The 20,006-nt window shown below is 54.2% G+C and carries 18 protein-coding genes; 7 read left to right on the forward strand and 11 right to left on the reverse strand.

Annotated elements, in window-relative coordinates:
- Positions 1 to 12: 12 nt before the first annotated feature.
- The 5 genes from ydgU to rstA all read right to left on the reverse strand — a co-directional run bounded on the left by ydgU (position 13) and on the right by rstA (position 4,370).
- A complete protein-coding gene (ydgU, locus tag AAIE03_RS07525) occupies positions 13 to 93 on the reverse strand; it encodes a small membrane protein YdgU (RefSeq protein ID WP_013025881.1) in 81 nt (26 codons plus the stop codon).
- An 82-nt stretch (positions 94 to 175) separates the two neighbouring features.
- Positions 176 to 673 (reverse strand): acid resistance repetitive basic protein Asr, encoded by a 498-nt coding sequence (gene asr, locus AAIE03_RS07530; protein WP_013025879.1) that lies wholly within the window; start codon positions 671 to 673, stop codon positions 176 to 178.
- Positions 674 to 840: 167 nt separating this feature from the next.
- A complete protein-coding gene (locus tag AAIE03_RS07535) occupies positions 841 to 2,328 on the reverse strand; it encodes a carboxypeptidase M32 (RefSeq protein WP_089517326.1) in 1,488 nt (495 codons plus the stop codon).
- Between the two features lie 18 nt (positions 2,329 to 2,346).
- A complete protein-coding gene (rstB, locus tag AAIE03_RS07540; RefSeq protein ID WP_013025877.1) occupies positions 2,347 to 3,648 on the reverse strand; it encodes a two-component system sensor histidine kinase RstB in 1,302 nt (433 codons plus the stop codon).
- Positions 3,645 to 4,370 (reverse strand): two-component system response regulator RstA, encoded by a 726-nt coding sequence (gene rstA / locus AAIE03_RS07545; protein ID WP_014593781.1) that lies wholly within the window; start codon positions 4,368 to 4,370, stop codon positions 3,645 to 3,647. Before rstA ends, rstB begins: the two co-directional genes overlap by 4 nt.
- Before the next feature lie 174 nt (positions 4,371 to 4,544).
- On the opposite strand from rstA, the gene AAIE03_RS07550 reads away from it, so the two are divergent.
- Positions 4,545 to 4,955, forward strand: coding sequence for a hypothetical protein (locus AAIE03_RS07550; protein ID WP_013025875.1), 411 nt, complete (start codon positions 4,545 to 4,547; stop codon positions 4,953 to 4,955).
- On the opposite strand, the gene AAIE03_RS07555 is transcribed toward AAIE03_RS07550, so the two are convergent.
- Both AAIE03_RS07555 and ydgH read right to left on the reverse strand, forming a co-directional pair.
- Positions 4,952 to 6,340 carry a basic amino acid/polyamine antiporter gene (locus tag AAIE03_RS07555; protein WP_105082142.1) on the reverse strand — a complete coding sequence of 463 codons (1,389 nt, stop codon included), beginning with the start codon at positions 6,338 to 6,340 and terminating at the stop codon, positions 4,952 to 4,954. The two genes, AAIE03_RS07550 and AAIE03_RS07555, sit on opposite strands and share 4 nt — an antisense overlap.
- 210 nt (positions 6,341 to 6,550) lie before the next feature.
- Entirely contained in the window at positions 6,551 to 7,504 is a 954-nt protein-coding gene (ydgH, locus tag AAIE03_RS07560; RefSeq protein ID WP_013025873.1) for a DUF1471 family protein YdgH, read from the reverse strand.
- A gap of 533 nt (positions 7,505 to 8,037) precedes the next feature.
- On the opposite strand from ydgH, the gene pntA reads away from it, so the two are divergent.
- Together pntA and pntB are read left to right on the forward strand one after the other, a co-directional pair.
- On the forward strand, positions 8,038 to 9,570 hold the full coding sequence (gene pntA / locus AAIE03_RS07565) for a Re/Si-specific NAD(P)(+) transhydrogenase subunit alpha (RefSeq protein ID WP_029568811.1): 1,533 nt from the start codon (positions 8,038 to 8,040) through the stop codon (positions 9,568 to 9,570).
- A 3-nt stretch (positions 9,571 to 9,573) separates the two neighbouring features.
- A complete protein-coding gene (gene pntB / locus AAIE03_RS07570; RefSeq protein ID WP_013025871.1) occupies positions 9,574 to 10,962 on the forward strand; it encodes a Re/Si-specific NAD(P)(+) transhydrogenase subunit beta in 1,389 nt (462 codons plus the stop codon).
- A 48-nt stretch (positions 10,963 to 11,010) separates the two neighbouring features.
- On the opposite strand, the gene uspE is transcribed toward pntB, so the two are convergent.
- Complete coding sequence (gene uspE / locus AAIE03_RS07575) at positions 11,011 to 11,964, reverse strand: universal stress protein UspE (protein WP_013025870.1); 954 nt, start codon at positions 11,962 to 11,964, stop codon at positions 11,011 to 11,013.
- Positions 11,965 to 12,083: 119 nt separating this feature from the next.
- Entirely contained in the window at positions 12,084 to 12,824 is a 741-nt protein-coding gene (fnr, locus tag AAIE03_RS07580) for a fumarate/nitrate reduction transcriptional regulator Fnr (RefSeq protein ID WP_013025869.1), read from the reverse strand.
- A 318-nt stretch (positions 12,825 to 13,142) separates the two neighbouring features.
- On the opposite strand from fnr, the gene smrA reads away from it, so the two are divergent.
- Positions 13,143 to 13,709, forward strand: a complete 567-nt coding sequence (smrA, locus tag AAIE03_RS07585) for a DNA endonuclease SmrA (RefSeq protein WP_014593778.1) — start codon at positions 13,143 to 13,145, stop codon at positions 13,707 to 13,709.
- On the opposite strand, the gene AAIE03_RS07590 is transcribed toward smrA, so the two are convergent.
- Complete coding sequence (locus tag AAIE03_RS07590) at positions 13,706 to 14,626, reverse strand: LysR substrate-binding domain-containing protein (RefSeq protein ID WP_013025867.1); 921 nt, start codon at positions 14,624 to 14,626, stop codon at positions 13,706 to 13,708. The two genes, smrA and AAIE03_RS07590, sit on opposite strands and share 4 nt — an antisense overlap.
- A 318-nt stretch (positions 14,627 to 14,944) precedes the next feature.
- On the opposite strand from AAIE03_RS07590, the gene AAIE03_RS07595 reads away from it, so the two are divergent.
- A complete protein-coding gene (locus AAIE03_RS07595; RefSeq protein WP_013025866.1) occupies positions 14,945 to 16,285 on the forward strand; it encodes an MFS transporter in 1,341 nt (446 codons plus the stop codon).
- Positions 16,286 to 16,352: 67 nt separating this feature from the next.
- Complete coding sequence (gene hglS / locus AAIE03_RS07600) at positions 16,353 to 17,693, forward strand: 2-oxoadipate dioxygenase/decarboxylase HglS (RefSeq protein ID WP_014593776.1); 1,341 nt, start codon at positions 16,353 to 16,355, stop codon at positions 17,691 to 17,693.
- Positions 17,694 to 17,726: 33 nt separating this feature from the next.
- On the opposite strand, the gene AAIE03_RS07605 is transcribed toward hglS, so the two are convergent.
- A complete protein-coding gene (locus AAIE03_RS07605; protein WP_014605776.1) occupies positions 17,727 to 18,161 on the reverse strand; it encodes a DoxX family protein in 435 nt (144 codons plus the stop codon).
- A 172-nt stretch (positions 18,162 to 18,333) separates the two neighbouring features.
- Between AAIE03_RS07605 and AAIE03_RS07610 the strand changes: the two genes are divergently transcribed.
- On the forward strand, positions 18,334 to 19,854 hold the full coding sequence (locus AAIE03_RS07610) for a carboxylesterase/lipase family protein (RefSeq protein WP_282475775.1): 1,521 nt from the start codon (positions 18,334 to 18,336) through the stop codon (positions 19,852 to 19,854).
- Positions 19,855 to 20,006: the final 152 nt, after the last annotated feature.

Below are 20,006 nucleotides of genomic sequence, written 5' to 3' on the forward strand. Positions count from 1 at the left end.
ACGCGACAGCGACTAAATAAAAAAACTGGCCGCGATAACGCCACATAAGATCATCACAATCAGAATAATTTCGAAGCGATAGCGACGGACCATATTAGCCACTCCAGTAAAGAAACACCCGGCAGAACCGGGTGTTTTAATTATTAACGCTTACTCGGAACCCTAAAGGGTGACCTTATTTTTTAGCGGCTTTTTTGTGGTGCTTTTTAGCAGCCTGGGCTTTCTGAGCTGGTTTAGCTTTGTGGTGTTTTTTAGCGGCCTGGGCTTTCTGGGCTGCTTTAGCTTTGTGGTGTTTTTTAGCAGCCTGAGCTTTCTGGGCTGGTTTAGCTTTGTGGTGTTTCTTAGCAGCCTGGGCTTTCTGGGCTGGTTTAGCTTTGTGATGCTTTTTAGCGGCCTGCGCTTTCTGAGCGGTATCTTTCTTAGCGACTTTCTTTTTAGCCGCCTGAGCTTTCTGCGCGGTGTCTTTCTTCACTGCTTTTTTCTTAGCAGCCTGAGCTTTCTGTGCAGCTTTATGGTGCTTCTTGTGAGCGGCAGCTTTGTGTTCGGTCTTAGCAGGTGCAGCGGTAGTAGTAGTGGTAGCAGCAGCGGCTGGAGCAGCAGTTGTCTCGGCAGCGAAAGCAACTGAAGACAGACCCATGGCAGCGGCGATTACCAGTGCAAATAATTTTTTCATTGCAAAACCCTCGGACTATTTTTTCATGTGTAGCCCACTGCGGGGCCGGTGAAATGACTATATGAGAAAATAACAGGCGCGTCCGTGGGTCATTGGTATCGCCGTGTAACCGATTGTACAAAGTGGGCGGGGGGAAGTGAAAGGCGGCCTTCAGGCCGCCTGCTACCTTAACTGTTCAGGTAACGCTGCTCAAGATGTTTGCGGAAATAGTCCGGGTTCAGCGCCTCTCCCGTGGCATTAAGCATCAGCTGATCGGTAGAGAAACGGCTGCCGTGTTGCCAGATATTCTGTTGTAGCCAGTCAAAAACGGGCTGCAGTTCGCCATGCAAAATCAGCTCTGCCGACTGTGGAATCGCTTTTTGCAAAGCCTGGAACAACTGAGCCGCGTACATCGCGCCCAACGTATAGGTCGGGAAATAGCCGAACGCGCCATCGGTCCAGTGAATATCCTGCATGCAGCCGTTGCGGTAATTCCCGCGCGTATCGATGCCCAGAGACTGCTGCATTTTCTCATCCCAGAGTGCGGGGATATCCTCGACCTCAATCTCACCTTCGATGAGCGCACGTTCAATTTCATAACGCAGAATCACGTGGGCCGGATAGCTCAGCTCGTCGGCATCCACGCGAATCAATCCGGGTTTTACCTGCTGAGCTAAACGCACAAAGTTATCAGCCTGCAGTGCCGGTTGCGCCCCCATCTTAGCGATCACCTGCGGCAGGATGCGTTGCAGGAACTGCGCGCTGCGGCCCAACTGCATTTCCATAAACAGACTTTGTGATTCATGAATGGCGGTGGAGCGCGCCAGTGCCACCGGCTGGCCCCGCCACTGTTTGGGCAGGTTTTGCTCGTAACGGGCATGGCCGGTTTCATGGATCACGCCCATCATGGCACTCAGAAATTCATCCTGATTGTAACGGGTGGTGATGCGCACATCGTCGGGGACGCCGCCGCAGAAAGGATGCGCACTGATATCCAGCCGACCATGGTTAAAGTCAAAGCCCAGCTCGGCCATAATGCTCAGCCCCAGCTCGCGCTGCGCCTCAATGGGGAATGGCCCCTGAGGGGTTAACTTGGGTTCTTGCGCCTGTTTTTCCACTACCTGTTGCAACAGCGCCGGTAGCCAGGTTTTTAACTGTCCAAACGTCTCATCCAGTCGGGCGCTGGTCATCCCCGGCTCAAAAACATCGAGCAGGGCATCGTAACGGGAACAGCCATTGGCTTGCGCGCGCAGTTGCGCTTCCTCACGACTTAAGCGCACCACCTCTTTCAAATTTGTGGCAAAGCCCGGCCAGTCATTGGCGGGACGCTGGCTGCGCCAGGCATGTTCACAGCGCGAACCCGCAATGGATTTTGCTTCGACCAGTTCGGCAGGCAGTAAGGTCGCCTGGGTCCAGGCGCGACGCATCTCGAGCAGGTTGGCGCGCTCTACATCATTGAGAGATTGCTGTTCTGCCTGCTCAAGCCAGTCACCCAGGCGCTTGTCTGTCAGGATCTGGTGCTGCAAAACACTCATCTCCGCCAGCGCTTCCCCCCGCGCCGCACTGCCACCTGGTGGCATCGTGGTCTGCATATCCCATCCGGCGATGGCGCTGACGTGGCTGAAACGCGACAGGCGCTGAAAAGTGGCACAAAGTTGTTGATAAGCTGAAGTCACATAATGCTCCTGAATGAGTTAACGTCGGGGCAGTTCCCGAAAGGGAAGATCCAGCGGCCAGCAAAAGCGAACGCTGGCCCCGCCTAGCGGGCTGGTTTCAATTGAAACCCGGCCACTTAATGCATGGGCAATAGAGTGAACGATGGCAAGGCCAAGCCCACAGCCCCCGGTGGCGCGGTCACGGCTTGGGTCGAGTCGTACAAAAGGTTCAAATACGCGTTCACGTTCATCAAGGGGAATGCCCGGGCCATCATCTTCGACCTGCAGGTTCCCCAGCGCACCATCAAACCACAGGCTAACCCGCAGGCGCTGACCGGCATAACGCAGTGCGTTATTGACCAGGTTATCCAGTACGCGCTCCATCAGTCGGGTATCTGAAATTCCGTAGTTTTCACGCTGGGGTAAATCGAGATCGATCTGTGTCTCCGGGTTTATCGCCCGGAAATCTTCCATGCGCTCACGTAACCAGTTCGCCAGATCCAGCGACTGCAAATTAAGATCGACGCGGGGTCGGTCGAGACGGGCATAGGTCAGCAGCTCTTCAATCAGGCTTTCTAACTGGCTGACATCGCGGTTCAATGCCGCTGACTCCGCTTCGGTCAGATTGTCGCTCATCTCCAGACGATAGCGCAAACGTACCAGCGGCGTTCGCAGTTCGTGGGCGATGCCGTCAATCAGCTGTTTTTTACTGGCGACCAGCGTATTAATGTTTTCCGCCATTTGGTTAAAAGCCACGCCGACCCTGAACAGGCTAGAGGTGCTGTCGAAGTGCGTGCGGACATCAAGCTGTCCCTGACCAAAACGCTGAGCCGCGTGCTCCAGCCGCAGCATCTCTTTCCAGTGCGGACGCAGCCAAATAAAAACCGGCAACCCCAGCGACATCCCGATAAACACCACCAGGGCCATATCCAGCAGGCGCATCTGATGCAGATAAAACAGGTAAGGGATTGGCCCAACGGTCAGAACGTAGTGGCTGCGCGGAATGTGCTGCAGGAAAGTGTATTTATCATCCAGCGCCACGATTTCGCCTGCGCGCAGCCGGCGCAGTTCATTTTCATCCAGTTCAAACTTACTCATTGGCTCAATATGCAGCTCAAACGACAAGCCGAGATCGAGACTCTTAATCGTCTTATTCCAGTCCCGTGGCGGGATCTCACGCAGTTCGCTGCGGATCAGATAGAGCGAACTGGCCATCAGGTCGTTCATTGACTGGCGACCGGCACGCTCAGCGGTAAATTTGTAAACCAGCCCGACCATTAGCGACATCACCAGGAAACAGACAAACAGCAGCAGGTAGAACTGAATAAAAAGTTTTTTCATACCGAACGCGTGTCCCAGGCCTGTGGCGCAAACAGATAGCCTTTATTACGGATGGTTTTAATACGAAATGGCTCGGTGGCGCTGTCGTGCAGCTTTTTGCGCAGGCGCGAAATCGCTACGTCAATGCTGCGATCCATCCCGTCGTAGCTGACGCCGCGCAGCGTTTTTAGCAGCGCGTCACGGTTCAGAATTTGCCCGGCATGGCTCGCCAGCACCCAGAGCAAATCGAAATCTGCCGTAGACAGGGCAATGTTTTCGTCAAACAGCACGACCTGACGATTGAGCGCATCAATCGTCAGAGAGCCAAAGCGTAACATGCGATTGTTTTTCGCTGGCGCCGGGGCTTCTTCGCTCTGGCCCTGCTGGGACTGGCGCAGATGCAGGCGCAGTCGGGCCAGCAACACCGCAGGGGGCGCCGTTTTCAGGATATAATCCTGGGCGCCCATCTCCAGCGCCAGAATATGGTTCATGTCGCTGTCGAGAGACGTGAGCAGGACAATCGGTCCCTGCCAGTTTGCGCGTAAGTCACGACAGATTGACATACCGTCTTTGCCTGGCAGCATGATATCCAGCATGACCAGGTCGGGCTGCTGCTCGACAATAGTGGCTTCCGCCCGATCGCCGCGCGTCTCCACAATCACTTCAATATCATGTCGTCCAAGGTAAGCGGCAATCAGCGAGCCCACTTCCGGTTCATCTTCAACGTAAACGATTTTGTGCATGATGCTTTCTAACGTAAAAAGGAGGGGTAAAGCATAACTTTTCCTGACGCAGAGCTCTATGCAATCACACGAAATATCCTTGAGTAACTGGGATATATTCCGCAAAATAGACAGTCATTAACCCTGCGTTTAACGTGTGTTCCGGATTCATTGTGATCACCTTGAGGAGCCAAAGTGTTTGATAAAGAGCTGGCATCAGCGGTATACCGCGATCGCATCTGCTTTAATTACAGTGATTTCCTGTCGGCATCCTGTAAAAAACGATGGAGCTTTGTGGATGCAATCTACGGCGTACTGCCTATATTTGGCATGGTGACACGCAAATCTGCGCACAGCTTACAGGCGAGTGAAGATCAGCTTAAAGAATTAGCATTACAAATCATTTCAACGCAGGTCAGCGATGAAATCAACATAGCCCGTTTGATCACGCTTGCCGAGCAGCAACACATTTCCCGCTTCGATATTCAGCTTCCGTACCCGCTGTCAGACAAGCAGCTTGAGGCTATTCATGAAGAATACCCTAAGCCTGTAGCACTGACACAGCAGGATGACCTGCTGTGTGTCGTACTGGATCAGGCGCACTAGGCAAGCAGTTCCCACATCGCAGGAAGGGTTGCCGCCACGATCAGCATCATGGCAACCCGTTCGACCGGCTTCAATGCCACCTCATGCCCGCGACGGCGCGCAAAAATAAACAGTAAAATACCCGGCGCATAGAGCACCACTGACGTAAACAGATGCAGCGGGCCTGACGCATACAACAGCCAGATGCCATACAGGCTGGCGCCCACACCGACGGCAAGCGCCCAGGGTTTTTGTTGTCCTTTCACCACTTTAATCAGATAAAGTCCGACCAGCAGATAGGGCACCAGAATCATTTCAGAGGCAATGGTGAGCAGCGTGTTGTAATCCGCGCCGGTCAGGGCAATGAGGATCAGGCAAACCTGAATACTGCCGTTTGTCAGCCATAACGAGGCGGCAGGCGCGTTGCGGGCGTTCTGCCGGGCAATACTGCGTGGAAACGCACCCTGCTGTGCGGCAATAAAGGGCACTTCAGCCGCCATGATCGTCCAGCTCAGGTAAGCCCCGCACACGGAAATAATCAGGCCCACCACAATAATGGCGTTACCCCAGCTCCCCGTCAGGCTCGTCATCAGGCCCGCCATGGAAGGATTCCGCATTTCCGCCAGCTCCGCACGGGGAACGATGCCCAGTGACAGCAGCGTCACCAGCAAATAGACCAGCAGGGCAGCCAGCACCGCCAACAGCGTCGCGCGTCCGACATCCTTTTTATGCTTTGCACGAGAGGATACAACCACCGCGCCTTCCACGCCGATAAACACCCACAGCGTGATCAGCATGGTCTGCTTGACCTGTTCCCACAAGGGGACGCCCAAACTGAGTCCGGAAAAATCGAAGTGAAACCGGTCATAATTGAAGGCCAGAACGGCCAGCACAACAAACAGCAACAGTGGAACCAGTTTGCCAAGGGTTGCCAGCAGGTTGATGCTGGCAGCGGTTTGCACCCCGCGCAGCACCAGCCAGTGAACCAGCCACAGCAGCACCGATGCGCCCAGCATCGCCTGCCAGGTGTTACCGTTGCCAAAAATGATCCGATCAGGCGTATCCGTAAAGAAGCTCAGCGCAGAAAAAACGATAACCAGGTAGGAGACGTTAGCGATAACCGCACACAGCCAGTAACCCCACGCGGAACAAAATCCGGTCAGTTCGCCAAATCCGGCGCGGGCATAGGTAAAAATCCCGCCGTCCAGTTCAGGTTTCAGCCGCGTCAGTAACAGCATCGCCAGCGAGAGGAAGATAATCCCCGCGCCCGTGATCAGCCAGCCGATCAACAGCGCCGCCGGACCGGCGACCGCCGCCATATTTTGCGGCAAGCTGAAAACACCTGCGCCCAGCATAGAGCTGAGAACCAGCGCTGTCAGGGCACTGAGGCCTAATTTTTTCTCCAAAACGTTCTTCCTGCTAGCATAAGTGGCTGGATGACCAGCATAAACACAACGTTATATCGTCATTGTGTTACGTATAGCGCGTTAAATACTCTGAAAAACAGGCGGAGGATTTTACGGAGTGCGGTGAAGGATGGCAATGCGTGGCTATGCAAAATCGAGCAGGAATTATGCAAACAGACAACAGGGCGGCGGGCGCCGCCCTGCGGTATTTTATTTGAACAGATCGGCTGTCACGGTCAGGTTGCCACCGCTCTGGTTCTGCCACTGACGCGTCACATGGTAGAATTTAGCCCCTTTCTCGGCAGCGCGTTTCGCGGTTTCCTGTGAAACCTCGGTTGGCGTACCAAAATGTCCGCTAAAGGTTACGGTATCAAACGGCTGCATCTGTGCTGCCGTGACCGCATTCACTTCCTGGATCTCTTTGCCGTCCGGCAAGGTCACCGTATAGCGTTTACCGGTTGAGCTCTGCGTTTCAAAGAAGCGGCCTACCGTGTTGCTAGGGGTTTCTGAAGAGGCGACGCCAGGGATTTCCACTTTCTTAGCGGCTGCACCGCCTGCCGCCAGCGCTGCTTTACCCGCCTGAGAGTCGGCCGGGATGGTGTCCGGACTCTGCACCACGCGCTGTTTCGCATCGGCCTTATAGATGTACGCGGTAATGAACTGGTTGCCGCCGGTATTGGCATCAACCTGACGCACGATAAAGAAGGAGGCTGCGCCTTTTTCTTTTGCGGCTTTGGAGATCGCGTCATTTACATCAGGCTGGCTTGGGAAGAAGCCGTTGACGGTCACGGTATCGAAGGGTTCCAGGCGATAAGCCTCTGCCTTGGGCAGCTCTTTCAGGCCATTGAACATCCGGTATTCAGTTTCCTGACTGGCTTTAGGTGCGTTGGCCTTGTACAGGTCTGCGGTCACGCGCCAGTTGCCGCTGTTACCGTTGCTGTCGTTAATGCCTTGAATGTAATAAGAATCTGCATTCAGTTCATCAGCACGTTTTGAAACGGCATCGGCCGCATCGCCAATTGCATTGAAACGACCGGTGATATTAATACGTTCGAATGGCTTCAACGCGGCCGCTTGTTCTGGCGTCAGCTCTTTAGCCGCAAATGCATTTGCCGCCAGCAGAGATAACAGGGTAGATGCCAGAATAGTGTTCTTCAGCTTCATAAAAATGATCCTTCGCCTTACGCAAAATGAGTACGAAAACGTGCTGGACTCTTGATGTATAACAGATTAGCCGCTGATTATTACATGTTATAAACACGCTGTCGCAGCCATTTTTTGCGATATATCTCTTGTTGTGAGCCAGATTATTCAATCCTGACCGCGCGCCGCGCGATTTTGCCTTACGCTTAAGACAATAAGATGAAATGCGCTGTGATAACAGTACGAAAATGGTTAATGCATTGTTAATTTTAGCTTTTTTTAAAAGGAATATCAGGGTGAAGCGCGCAACAGTCAGCAGATTGTTTGCTGCTAATGTCCCTGTACAGTGAGGTTATGCGGAATTGTGTCACTCCGGCTGGATATTACGGCGAATGTGACATAACTGCGCCTGTGCAGTAGATCGTCCGTAACAATTTCAGTAGCTTTAGAAACGATTAGGTTATTGCTTTTTATCACATTGCCTGATGGTCGGTATCGGCACGGCAATGTGTACCGCAAGGATCATCCTCCTTTAATCGATGAAAGGGAAAACTATGTTAATTGGAATACCCAAAGAGCGATTGGCTAACGAGTCACGTGTGGCAGCGACGCCCAAGACCGTTGAACAGCTAATCAAGCTGGGTTTTAGCGTGGCTGTAGAGCATGATGCGGGTAAGCGCGCCAGCTTTGATGATGACAGCTATCTTGCCGCGGGGGCCTCGCTGACTGACAGCCAGCAGGTCTGGCAGGCCGATATCGTGCTGAAGGTGAACGCACCCGATGATGACGAGACAGGTCTGACCCGCGAGGGCAGCACGCTGGTGAGCTTTATCTGGCCCGCTCAGCATCCCGAACTGCTTGCAAAGCTCGCCGCGCGACATGTCACGGTGATGGCCATGGACGCCGTTCCCCGTATTTCCCGCGCCCAGTCGCTCGACGCGCTCAGTTCCATGGCGAACATTGCCGGTTATCGTGCGATCGTCGAGGCCGCACATGAGTTTGGCCGCTTCTTTACCGGGCAGATCACCGCGGCGGGTAAAGTGCCACCGGCAAAAGTCATGGTCATTGGTGCCGGCGTGGCTGGCCTGGCGGCGATTGGTGCAGCCGGCAGCCTTGGCGCCATTGTGCGCGCTTTTGATACGCGTCCTGAGGTCAAAGAGCAGGTCCAGAGTATGGGCGCGGAATTCCTTGAACTCGATTTTGCAGAGGACGCGGGCAGCGGCGATGGGTACGCCAAAGTGATGTCCGATGCCTTTATTCAAGCTGAAATGGCGCTGTTTGCTCAGCAGGCACAAGAGGTCGATATCATCGTCACCACGGCGCTGATTCCGGGAAAACCCGCGCCAACGCTCATCACCGAAGAGATGGTGGCCAGCATGAAGCCGGGCAGCGTTATTGTGGACCTCGCGGCGCAAACCGGCGGCAACTGTGCGCTGACGGTTGCCGATCAGGTTACCGTCACCGCCAACGGCGTGAAAATCATTGGCTACACCGATTTACCGAGCCGTTTACCCACCCAGTCTTCACAACTTTACGGCACTAACCTCGTTAATCTGATGAAGTTGCTGTGCAAAGAGAAAAACGGTGAAATTGCTATCGATTTCGCCGATGTTGTCATCCGTGGCGTTACCGTCGTGCGCGATGGCGAGGTGACCTGGCCTGCGCCACCGATTCAGGTCTCAGCTGCACCTAAAGCCACAACCACGTCTGCACCGGTGCAGAAAAAGAGTGAGGTTGCGACGGGATCGCCACGACGCAGCTATCTGCTGCTGGCGCTGGCCATCGTGCTTTTTGCCTGCCTGGCGAACGTCGCACCCCGTGAATTCCTGTCACATTTCACCGTCTTCGCGCTCGCCTGCGTAGTGGGTTACTACGTGGTGTGGAACGTGAGCCATGCGTTGCATACACCGCTGATGTCTGTCACCAATGCCATTTCCGGCATTATCGTGGTAGGCGCTGTGCTGCAAATGGGACATGGCGGTTGGGTCAGCTTCCTGTCTTTTATTGCCGTATTGATCGCCAGCATCAATATTTTCGGTGGCTTCACCGTCACGCAGCGCATGCTGAAAATGTTTCGTAAGGGGTAACACATGTCTGGCGGATTAGTGACAGCAGCATACATTGTTGCCGCAATACTTTTTATTATGAGCCTTGCCGGGCTTTCTAAACATGAAAGCTCAAGGCAAGGGAATCTCTTTGGCATCAGCGGCATGGCAATTGCGCTCATCGCCTCCATTTTTGGTCCCGATAGCAGCAATGTCGTCTGGATTTTGCTGGCGATGGTTATCGGCGGGGCCATCGGCATCCGGTTAGCCAGACGGGTTGAAATGACAGAAATGCCCGAGCTGGTTGCCATTCTGCACAGCTTTGTCGGGCTTGCTGCAGTATTGGTGGGGATCAACAGCTATATCGATCATGCCCCCGGACTGCCCGCAGTCATGGAAAATATCCATCTCAGCGAAGTGTTTATCGGTATCTTTATTGGTGCGGTCACCTTTACAGGATCGCTGGTTGCGTTTGGTAAGCTGTGCGGAAAACTGTCGTCCAGACCGCTGATGTTGCCTCACCGGCACAAGCTGAATCTGCTGGCGCTGATCGTGTCATTCCTGCTGTTGCTGTGGTTCGTCAACACTGACAGTAGCGGCGCGCAGGGATTTGCCCTGTTTGTCATGATGGTCATTGCACTGGCTTTCGGCTGGCATCTGGTTGCCTCCATCGGCGGGGCAGACATGCCTGTCGTCGTTTCTATGCTGAACTCCTATTCAGGCTGGGCGGCGGCGGCGGCAGGCTTCATGCTCAGCAACGATCTGCTTATCGTAACCGGCGCGCTGGTGGGGTCATCGGGTGCCATCCTCTCCTACATTATGTGTAAGGCGATGAACCGTTCGTTTATCAGCGTCATTGCCGGCGGCTTTGGCAGCGACAGCAGCGCGGTAACGGACAGCGAAGAGGCTGGCGAACACCGCGAGATCAGTGCGGAAGACACCGCAGAAATGCTTAAGTCATCCACGAGCGTCATTATCACGCCCGGCTACGGGATGGCGGTGGCACAGGCACAGTATCCGGTGGCCGAGATCACCGAAAAACTGCGCGCCCGTGGCATCAAGGTACGCTTCGGTATTCATCCGGTCGCTGGGCGTTTACCCGGCCATATGAACGTCCTGCTGGCTGAGGCAAAAGTGCCTTATGACGTGGTACTGGAGATGGACGAAATTAACGATGACTTCAGCGACACGGATACGGTGCTGGTGATCGGTGCCAACGATACGGTCAATCCCGCCGCTCAGGACGATCCCGGCAGCCCGATTGCCGGTATGCCGGTGCTGGAAGTGTGGAAGGCGCAAAACGTGATTGTGTTTAAGCGGTCAATGAATACCGGCTATGCCGGTGTGCAAAACCCGCTGTTCTTCAAAGAAAACACCCAAATGCTGTTTGGTGATGCCAAAGCCAGCGTGGAAAATATTCTTAAAGCGCTGTAATAAACAAGGGCGACACAATGTGTCGCCCTTGTTGCGAACCTCGCCTGATTAGTCGTGCTCGTCATCCTCTTCAAGCGTAATCGGCGAAACAAAGTCATCCGGTTTTATCGCCAGCAGATCGCAGCGCAGGTGATCGATCACCTGTTCCGCCGTGTTGCCCAGGAAAGCGGCCGATAGTCCGGTTCGGCCAATAGTGCCTAATACCACAATCCCCGCGCCCAGATGCCCTGAAAGTTCGGGTATGACTTCTTCCGGTAAACCTTTCTCGACATGGGTGAACTCTTCACTGATAGAGAACTTCTGCCGTAGCGCTTTCATCGCCACCAGGTGCTGGCCACGAATCGCGTCGTTGTACACACTGGGATCAAAGTCGGGCAGCTCAATGGCAATATTGATCGGCGTGATGGGATAGGCGCCCACCAGATGAACTTCGGTATGGTTTACGCTTTCTGCCAGTTTAACGGTTTCACGAATGAGTTTCTGATTCAGTGCATCGTGGTGAGGTTCTTCGCTGGCGAGGTTAACCGCCACCAGAGCTTTGCCACCTTCGGGCCAGGGCTGATCTTTGACCATCCACACCGGACAAGGACATTTACGCAACAGATGCCAGTCCGTTGGCGTAAAGATCACCGCTTCCAGCCGATCGTGCTGGTGCGCCATCTTAAGCACCAAATCATGCTGATGAGCCAGCACTTCCTGAATGATGGCTTCGTAAGGACGGTTATGCCAGATCACTTTGATATCAATATCCACGCCTGCATCCAGATAGGCCTGGGCCTGTTCGCGTATCCACTCTGAGCGCTGAGAGATCACGCCCTGACGCATTGAGGTGCGCTCATCCGGTGAGAGCAGGGTGGTCATCTCATATGAGAAGTCGTAGATAGGCAGAAAAGCTTTGATTTTGCCGCCGATAAGCTGGTTGAGATATACCGCACGTCGCAGCGCGGGCTGGTCATCCTGTTGAGGATCGATGGCGACCAGAATATTTTGATACTGGGACATAGGCTACTCTCCTTAAACCAAAGCGACTGGATTAAAGATAGCCTATGTTCAACGCAGTAAGAAAGTGAAAAAGATGTAGCCGGATCAATAAAATAACATTTATTAACCCGGCTTAACCATCAGGCTGCCTGATGGCTCTGGCCCGCCAGACCTTCCAGCATGGCGTGGTTCTCAATAGTGATGTATTTCCCTTTCACCGCCAGCATGCCTGATTTCTGAAAACGCCCCAGCAAACGGCTAATGGTTTCAACGGTTAACCCCAGATAGTTGCCGATATCGCCACGCGTCATGGTCAAACGGAACTCACGCTGTGAGAACCCCCGCTGACCGTAACGGCGGGATAAGTTCCAGATAAAGGCCGCCAGCCGTTCTTCAGCGTTCTTCTTGGACAGCAACAGGATCATGTCCTGATCGCCTTTGATTTCGCCGCTCATCAGACGCATCATCTGCTGACGCAGGGCCGGCATTTTGCCCGATAAATCATCCAGCGTATCAAAGGGGATTTCACAGACCATCGCCGTTTCCAGCGCCTGGGCAAAGCTTGGATGGCTGGCATTCATGATGGCGTCAAAACCGACCAGATCACCCGCCAGATGGAACCCGGTAATTTGTTCATCGCCCTGTTCAGTGATGGTATAGCTTTTGATCGTGCCGGAACGGATAGCATAAAGGGAGCGGAGGTCGTCACCGGCTTTAAACAGCGTATGACCTTTCTGAATGGGTTTCTTTCGCTCAATAATGTTATCGAGCTGATCAAGCTCATGTTCGTTCAGTGTGAAAGGGATGCATAACTGGCTAATGCTGCAATCCTGGCAGTGAATCGCACAACCGCCTGACTGTATACGTTTTTCAGGGAACATAGTGGTTTGCTCGACGATAATTGACTGCGGTCAATTTTACCATTTTTCGCTCGCAAAGGAACTCATCCGAGCAGTTTTTAGGCATACAAAAAGTGTGGTCTGTTACACTTCGCTGAAGGCTGTTATTACTGGCTTTCTTGATGTCAAAGTGTAACGGCCGTCAATATATGTTTACGGTTTTATGATTTCAGACAGGATCTTTCTTTATCTTAAGGCCGGGAATAAGGGTTAAAAACGGGGTTAGCGCAGACTTTCCCGATTTTGCTACTATTCGGGTTAAGCACTATTTTGCGTCATATCATTTTACAGGGGCGAGCGATGAACCTTGACGATGACAATCTGTTCCGTGACGCGATGAATGACGTTACGCCACTCAGAGATGCGGACAACACGCGGTGGAATCCGCTCTCCGCCAGTAAAAAAGCACGTCAACTGCCGCCAGAACAGGAAGATGAAAACATCTTAACGCGCGGTTATCTGGATATTATCCCGCTGGATCAGCCTCTGGAATACAAAGCAGAGGGCATTCAGCAGGGCGTGTTAGATAAGCTACGCAAGGGACAGTATACGCTGGACGCCAGCCTTAACTTACTGCGTCAGCCTGTAGAGGTCTGTCGCCAGAACCTGTTTAATTTCATTCGTGAGGTGCGGCAAGCCGGGTTTCGCAACCTGCTTATCATTCACGGTAAAGGGCGCGACAGTGAATCCCACGCCAACATCGTACGAAGTTATCTGGATCGTTGGCTACGGGAGCTGGATGAGGTGCAGACCTTCTGTGTGGCGCAAAAGCAGCACGGCGGGGCGGGCGCGCTTTACGTCGGATTACGCAAGACCGAGAAAGCGCGTCAGGACAACTGGGAGCGACATGCAAAACGCAGTCGCTAACTGTGAAATTTACGAATAGTACTCATCAGAACCTCAGCGCTCAGGCTTAAGGTATCGCCTGTCCGGGTGATAATACCGACCGGCTCGCCAGGGCCTGGAGAGGTAATGGGCAGCGAGAAGACGGCGTTGTGACTGAGATCTTCTTTAATGGCGCCTGAAGGCACAAACCAGATGTAGTCATAGCGTAGCGCCAGTTGGCGGGCCAGCGATGTGGAAGAGGTTTCAACGCAATGTGGCGGTAAACAGCAGCCCTGTTCGTCAAGCATCTGCTGTGCCAGGCGGCGCGGAGCCGTTCCTTCGGGGGAAATCACTACCGGCCACTGCATGGCGCGGGATAAGGTGACGTTGTCACTTAACAGGGGATGTTCCGGCCTGACAACCAGTTTTAATGATTCGAGGAACAGCAGTTCATAGGTTAAGCCGGTCATCATCTCTTTATCAGCCATACGACCAATGCCGATATCAAATTCGCCCGCGCGCAGTCCGGCCAGCAAGACATTGTTGTGCAACGTGGCAACCTGAATGGTGGTGTTAGGACGCAGTTGATGAAAGCGATCGAGAATCTGTGGCAACATGCCCATCGCGGCAGTCGTAAGCGCGCCAAGCCGAATCACCGCAGGACGCTCGTTGATCTGTTCATTAAAACTCTGACCGGCATGGTTCAGTGCATCCAGCACCTTTACCGCATGCGTCAGAAACTGCTCTCCCATGGTGGTGAGCTGTGCGCCCAGTCGGCCGCGTTCGAACAGCCTGACGCCCGTCAGTTCCTCAAGTTCGTTAAGGGTTTTAGAGAGTGCAGGCTGGCTGAGACTTAACGTCTCGGCTGCACGCCCCAGCGTTCCCTGCTGCGCAACGGCAACAAAGGCATGTAAATGACGCAAGCGAATGCGCTGATTGAAAAGGATATTTTTTTCCATTTCCCAAACTTAATGACATTGCCAGGTAACTGGCAACTATTTAAGCTGGATTTTGTTAACTTTGCTGCAAATTTTTATTAACAATGTGTACTTTTTATCGGATTTTCATTTAAGTTACTGATAAATAATGCTTGAGACGCTATCGTCGGATAACGCAGCCGCCAGTCGTGACTGAAAAATCATTAACTTAACTAACCATTTTTTGAATGATTATTATTCTCGTGTAAAATTCACGCGTTTTATCGTTAACGATCGGCTATCATAAGCGCCGTTTTTTTTACCAAAACTGATAGTTATTTCGTTAAGGAGAGTACGTCCGTGAGCAGCGTTGAGTCGGTAGACGTTCGCCGGTTAATCAATCAGGGTGCCCTGAGCGGTGGCCAAATTCGATTGATTGTACTCTGTTTTATCGTCGTGGCGCTTGATGGGATGGATATCGCCATCATGGGGTTTATCGCGCCCTCGCTGAAAGCGTCCTGGAACGTCACGAACCATCAGTTAGGCGTTGTCATCAGTGCGGCGCTTATTGGCCTGGCGCTGGGCGCCATGATCGCCGGTCCACTGGCCGACCGCTTTGGTCGTCGCTTAATGATTATATTCAGCGTGCTGTTTTTTGGCTTATGGACGCTGGTCACCGCGTTTTCGCACAGCATTGAGCAGATGATCCTGTTCCGCTTTTTGACCGGGCTCGGATTGGGCGCAGCCATGCCGAACGTCAGCACCCTGGTCGCAGAATATGCCCCCGAGCGCCGTCGCTCATTCATCATCACCGTGGTTTTCTGCGGCTTTACCTTTGGCGCAGCCAGCGGAGGCTTTGCGGCATCCTGGCTGTTACCGCGTTACGAATGGCATTCTGTTCTGTTGCTGGGCGGTATTTTACCGCTGCTGGTGCTCCCGGTGCTGATACGGCAACTGCCAGAATCAGTGCGTTTCTTAATTAGCCGTGGTGCGCCGGCAGAACGCATCCGAACCATTCTGGAGCGTATGATTCCGGGCAGTACGAACCCGCACAGTCAGTTTCAATCTTCCGAAGCGGACGCCACTCAGCCAGACAAAAACGCAATCGCCACGGTTATCTCTCCCCGCTACCGTACTGGCAGCCTGATGCTGTGGGGCGGCTATTTTATGGGGCTCTTTCTGGTTTATCTGATAGGCAGCTGGCTGCCTTCGCTGGTGAGTAAACAGGGGATGACCGTGACCCAGGCCGCCATTATCACCGCCATGTATCAGGCGGGCGGCACCCTGGGCTCGTTATTTGCCGGCTGGCTGATGGACAGATTTAATGCCAACCTGGCGTTGGCCGTCATCTATTTTTGTGGCGGGATTGCCATTGTGGCGTTGGGTTTCTCACCGGCGCAGGTCACCGTCATGAGCAGCATAGCCTTCTGTAGCGGCTTTTGCTTTAACGGTGCTAATACCGGAATGAATGCCTTATCAGCCAGCTATTATCCTACCCATGCCCGCGCGACCGGCTCCAGTTGGATGCATGGCGTGGGCCGAATCGGTGCCATCCTCAGCGCGTTTGTGGGAGCAGAAATGCTGTCGCTCGGCTGGTCTTTTAACCTGATCTTTTTGCTTCTGGCGATTCCGGCCGTCCTCACGACAGCGATGCTGGTGATTAAAAACCGTTATGGTTTTAAGCCGATCACAAATTCATGATTTTTTCCGCTGACGGCAACGCGTTGGATTACAGTAGCTGCAACGCTCATGCTTTCAGGTGGTGATTATGGATAACGTTATCAGTGCGGATGCCATCCGTACGGGCTTTTCAAAGGCAATGTCGGACATGTATCAGCAGGAAGTGCCGCTGTACGGCACGTTGATGCAGTTGGTCAAAGACGTTAATCAGGCCTCGCTGGCGGCGGACAGCGCCCTGCAGCAGCGCCTGGCGCAAGCCGATGAGCTGAGCCGTTTAAGCCTGGAACGCCACGGTGCAATCCGCGTCGGCAGCGCCGAAGAGCTGGCCATGCTGCGTCAGATGTTCGCCGTTATGGGCATGTTCCCGGTCGGCTATTATGACCTTTCTCAGGCGGGCGTACCGGTACACTCAACCGCGTTTCGCCCTGTTGACGACGACGCGTTGCGTCGTAATCCGTTCCGTATTTTTACCTCATTACTGCGGCTTGAATTGATTGAAGACCCGGCGCTGCGCGATGAAGCTGCCGCAATCCTGGCCTCGCGGGACATTTTCACCGCAGGCTGTCGCGCATTAATTCAACAGCATCAACAGCAGGGCGGTCTGACTGAGACCCAAGCGCAGCGCTTTATTACCGAGGCGTTAGAAACCTTTCGCTGGCACTCGCATAGCCTCGTCGAAAGCCACACCTATCAGGCCCTTAATCAACAACACCGGCTGATTGCGGACGTCGTGTGTTTTCCTGCCTGTCATATCAACCACCTGACACCGAGAACCCTGGACATTGATCGCGTTCAGGCGTTAATGCCCGAACGTGGTATCGATCCCAAAAACGTTATTGAAGGCCCGCCTCGGCGCAAGGTGCCGATTTTATTACGCCAGACCAGTTTTAAAGCGCTGGAGGAACCTGTCGTTTTCAAAGATGGCTACCAGGGCACCCATACGGCAAGATTTGGTGAGATAGAACAGCGCGGCGCGGCCTTAACCCCAGAGGGGCGCGCGCTTTACGATCGGCTGCTGACTGAGGCCGGAAGCGGCGCTGACAATCAACAGCATCAGCAACGGTTGTCTGCTGTATTTCAGGCTTTTCCGGATAACGAAACCGATCTACGCCGGGAGGCTCTGGCCTGGTTTCATTATCGCCTGAGTGATAAAGGCCGGGCTGAACCGCCTCAGCCCGGTGAACCGCTGGACGCCCTGATCGAACAGGGCCGCATTCTGGCCGATCCCATTATTTATGAGGATTTTCTACCGGTCAGTGCGGCGGGGATTTTTCAGTCCAACCTCGGGGATCACACCCAGGCGCGCTCGTCAGGCCAGGCAAGCCGCAGCAGCTTTGAAGCCGCACTGGGCTGCGCAGTACTGGACGAAATGGCGCTGTATGCCCAGCGTCAGGAAGCCTCATTACAACGTTGCGGCCTGGTATGCTAACCCACCGGGGCGCGATTGCCCCGGATTGCGCGACTATTGCAGCCGTGAATCACGTATCAGCGTGAATCTTCCCGCGCCCAGCAGCATGATCACCAGCGCACCCAGCAGAAACAGCGCTTCGGTCTCCAGCGACCAGGCGCCCACGCCGGTGCGATGCCATAGTGCCCCGGTTTTGACCAGCAGCGTTGCCACCACCATATTCACCGCCACAATGAACGCCGCAGGCCGCGTCATCAGCCCCACAATCAGCATCAGCGGGGCGATAATTTCCCCGATCCAGGCACCCCAGGCAAGAAATCCTGGCAGGCCGTGCTGGTGCAGCAGTTGGGCAATCCAGCCCACCCCGTGCACCAGCTTGAACTCACCGTGAAACAGCAGCAGTCCACCCAGTGTCAGACGCAATAACAGCTTGCCCAGGTCAGGATGATCGGTCATTCGAACAAAAAGCTGATTGATGCCACTGAACATTTTCAATTCCTCTCACGCGTTAAACGACATGCAGTACTAAAAACAGGTTCGCCGGGAGCGGTCAATCCCGGCGGACGTGCGCAGCACATTTTCGGTATTTTTACCCGCTGTGTTTCTGGACAAAGACAGATGGCCTGAAATAATGACCGCCTACGCAGACAAGGAATAATGCATGAAAAATGAGCACGGCCTGAAGATCGCTATCGCGGACGGTGTGCTGCAAGGCGGCATCGATGACGGGATCTTTGTGTTTAAAGGTATTCCTTACGCTGCGCCGCCGGTGGGGGACCAGCGCTGGCGCGCGCCCCAGCCCGTCATCCCATGGCAGGGCGTGCGAAGCGCACTGCATTTTTCTGCCGCGAGCTGGCAGAACCGCGAATACTGCCTTGCGATTGGCGGCGGCGATCCCGGCGATTTCAGCGAGGACTGTCTTTATCTCAATGTCTGGACGCCTGAACTGCAGCCCGATAAGCCTCTGCCGGTGATGGTATGGCTGCACGGGGGCGGATTTACCCTCGGTTCCGGCGGGCTGGCTCCCTACAACGGCAAACCGCTGGCCTCACGCGGCGCGGTTATCGTCACGATTAACTATCGGCTGGGCCATCTGGGCTTTTTTGCGCATCCGGCCATGGAAAAAGAGCAGTCGGCGACCGGGACGCTTCACAATTTTGCCTTGCTGGATCAGATCGCGGCCTTACGCTGGGTTCAGCGCCATATTCACGCATTCGGCGGCGATGCCCGTAACGTTACGCTGTTTGGCGAGTCATCTGGCGCACGTAGCCTGTTATCGCTGTGCTGTTCGCCCTTGTCAGCCGGTTTGTTCCACAAGGGAATTGTGCAGAGTGCCTATAGTCTGCCAGACGTGACGCGGACCACGGCGCTTGAGAAAGGCGTGAAGGTGGCCAGCCGTTTAGGTTTGCCCGCTGATGCCAGCATGGAACAGCTGCGCGCGCTGCCTGCTGAGGCCTTTTGGTCACTGGACAGCAGCTACGGGCTCGGTCCTGTTGCCATCGCGGGCGATGCGGTCCTTCCCGCGCCGGTACTGGAGACGTTTATGGCCGGACGTCAGCATCGTCTGCCGCTGATGGCCGGAAGCAACAGCGACGAAGCCAGCGTACTGGCGTATTTCGGTGTCGATGCCGCCACGGTGGTAGACCGGCTTCGTCGTCAAAATCGGTTCAGCTATCAGCTGTTAAAATGGATTTATCCGCTTGAGACGGATGCGTTGCTCGGACGTGCCGTGGCACGAGATATGACGTTTAGCCTGCTTCCCTGGCTGGTGATGCGGGCGCAGCAAAAAGTCGCTATGCCGGGCTGGCGCTACTGGTTTGATTACGTATCTGAACATTCGCGGGACCTTTTTCCGCACGGCACCTGGCACGGTAACGAAATCCCCTACGTCATGAATACGCTGCATAACCTGCCCGCTGTCAGCGACGATCGCCGCTTTACGCCCGCCGATCACGCGTTTGCGCAGCAGGTCAGTGACTACTGGTTTCTCTTTGCCCGCGACGTGAACACCAGCACGACACAACTGGACGGGATCTTGCCCTGGCCTGCCTGGCAGGCGAATAATGACGTGACAATGTCACTCGGGTGCGAGGGGAAAGCGGGGCTCAGACTCATGCCGCGCTTTATGCGTCGGCGGCTGGCGCTGTTTCGCCTGATGATGTCGCGTATGGTTCGCTTGTAGTGCTCCCTCAGCCCTCAGCCCTCGTGCCGGGTGCCATCCTGCGCGCCCTCCAGGCTGATTTTTGCTGAAACGGTGATCTGTCGCGGAGGCAGTGCACCAGCATAAAAAAGTTTAACAGCGCTGTTACATTTTCGGCCTTTCTGCCGATATAT

It is taken from the genome of Pantoea sp. Ae19-2 (assembly GCF_059801205.1).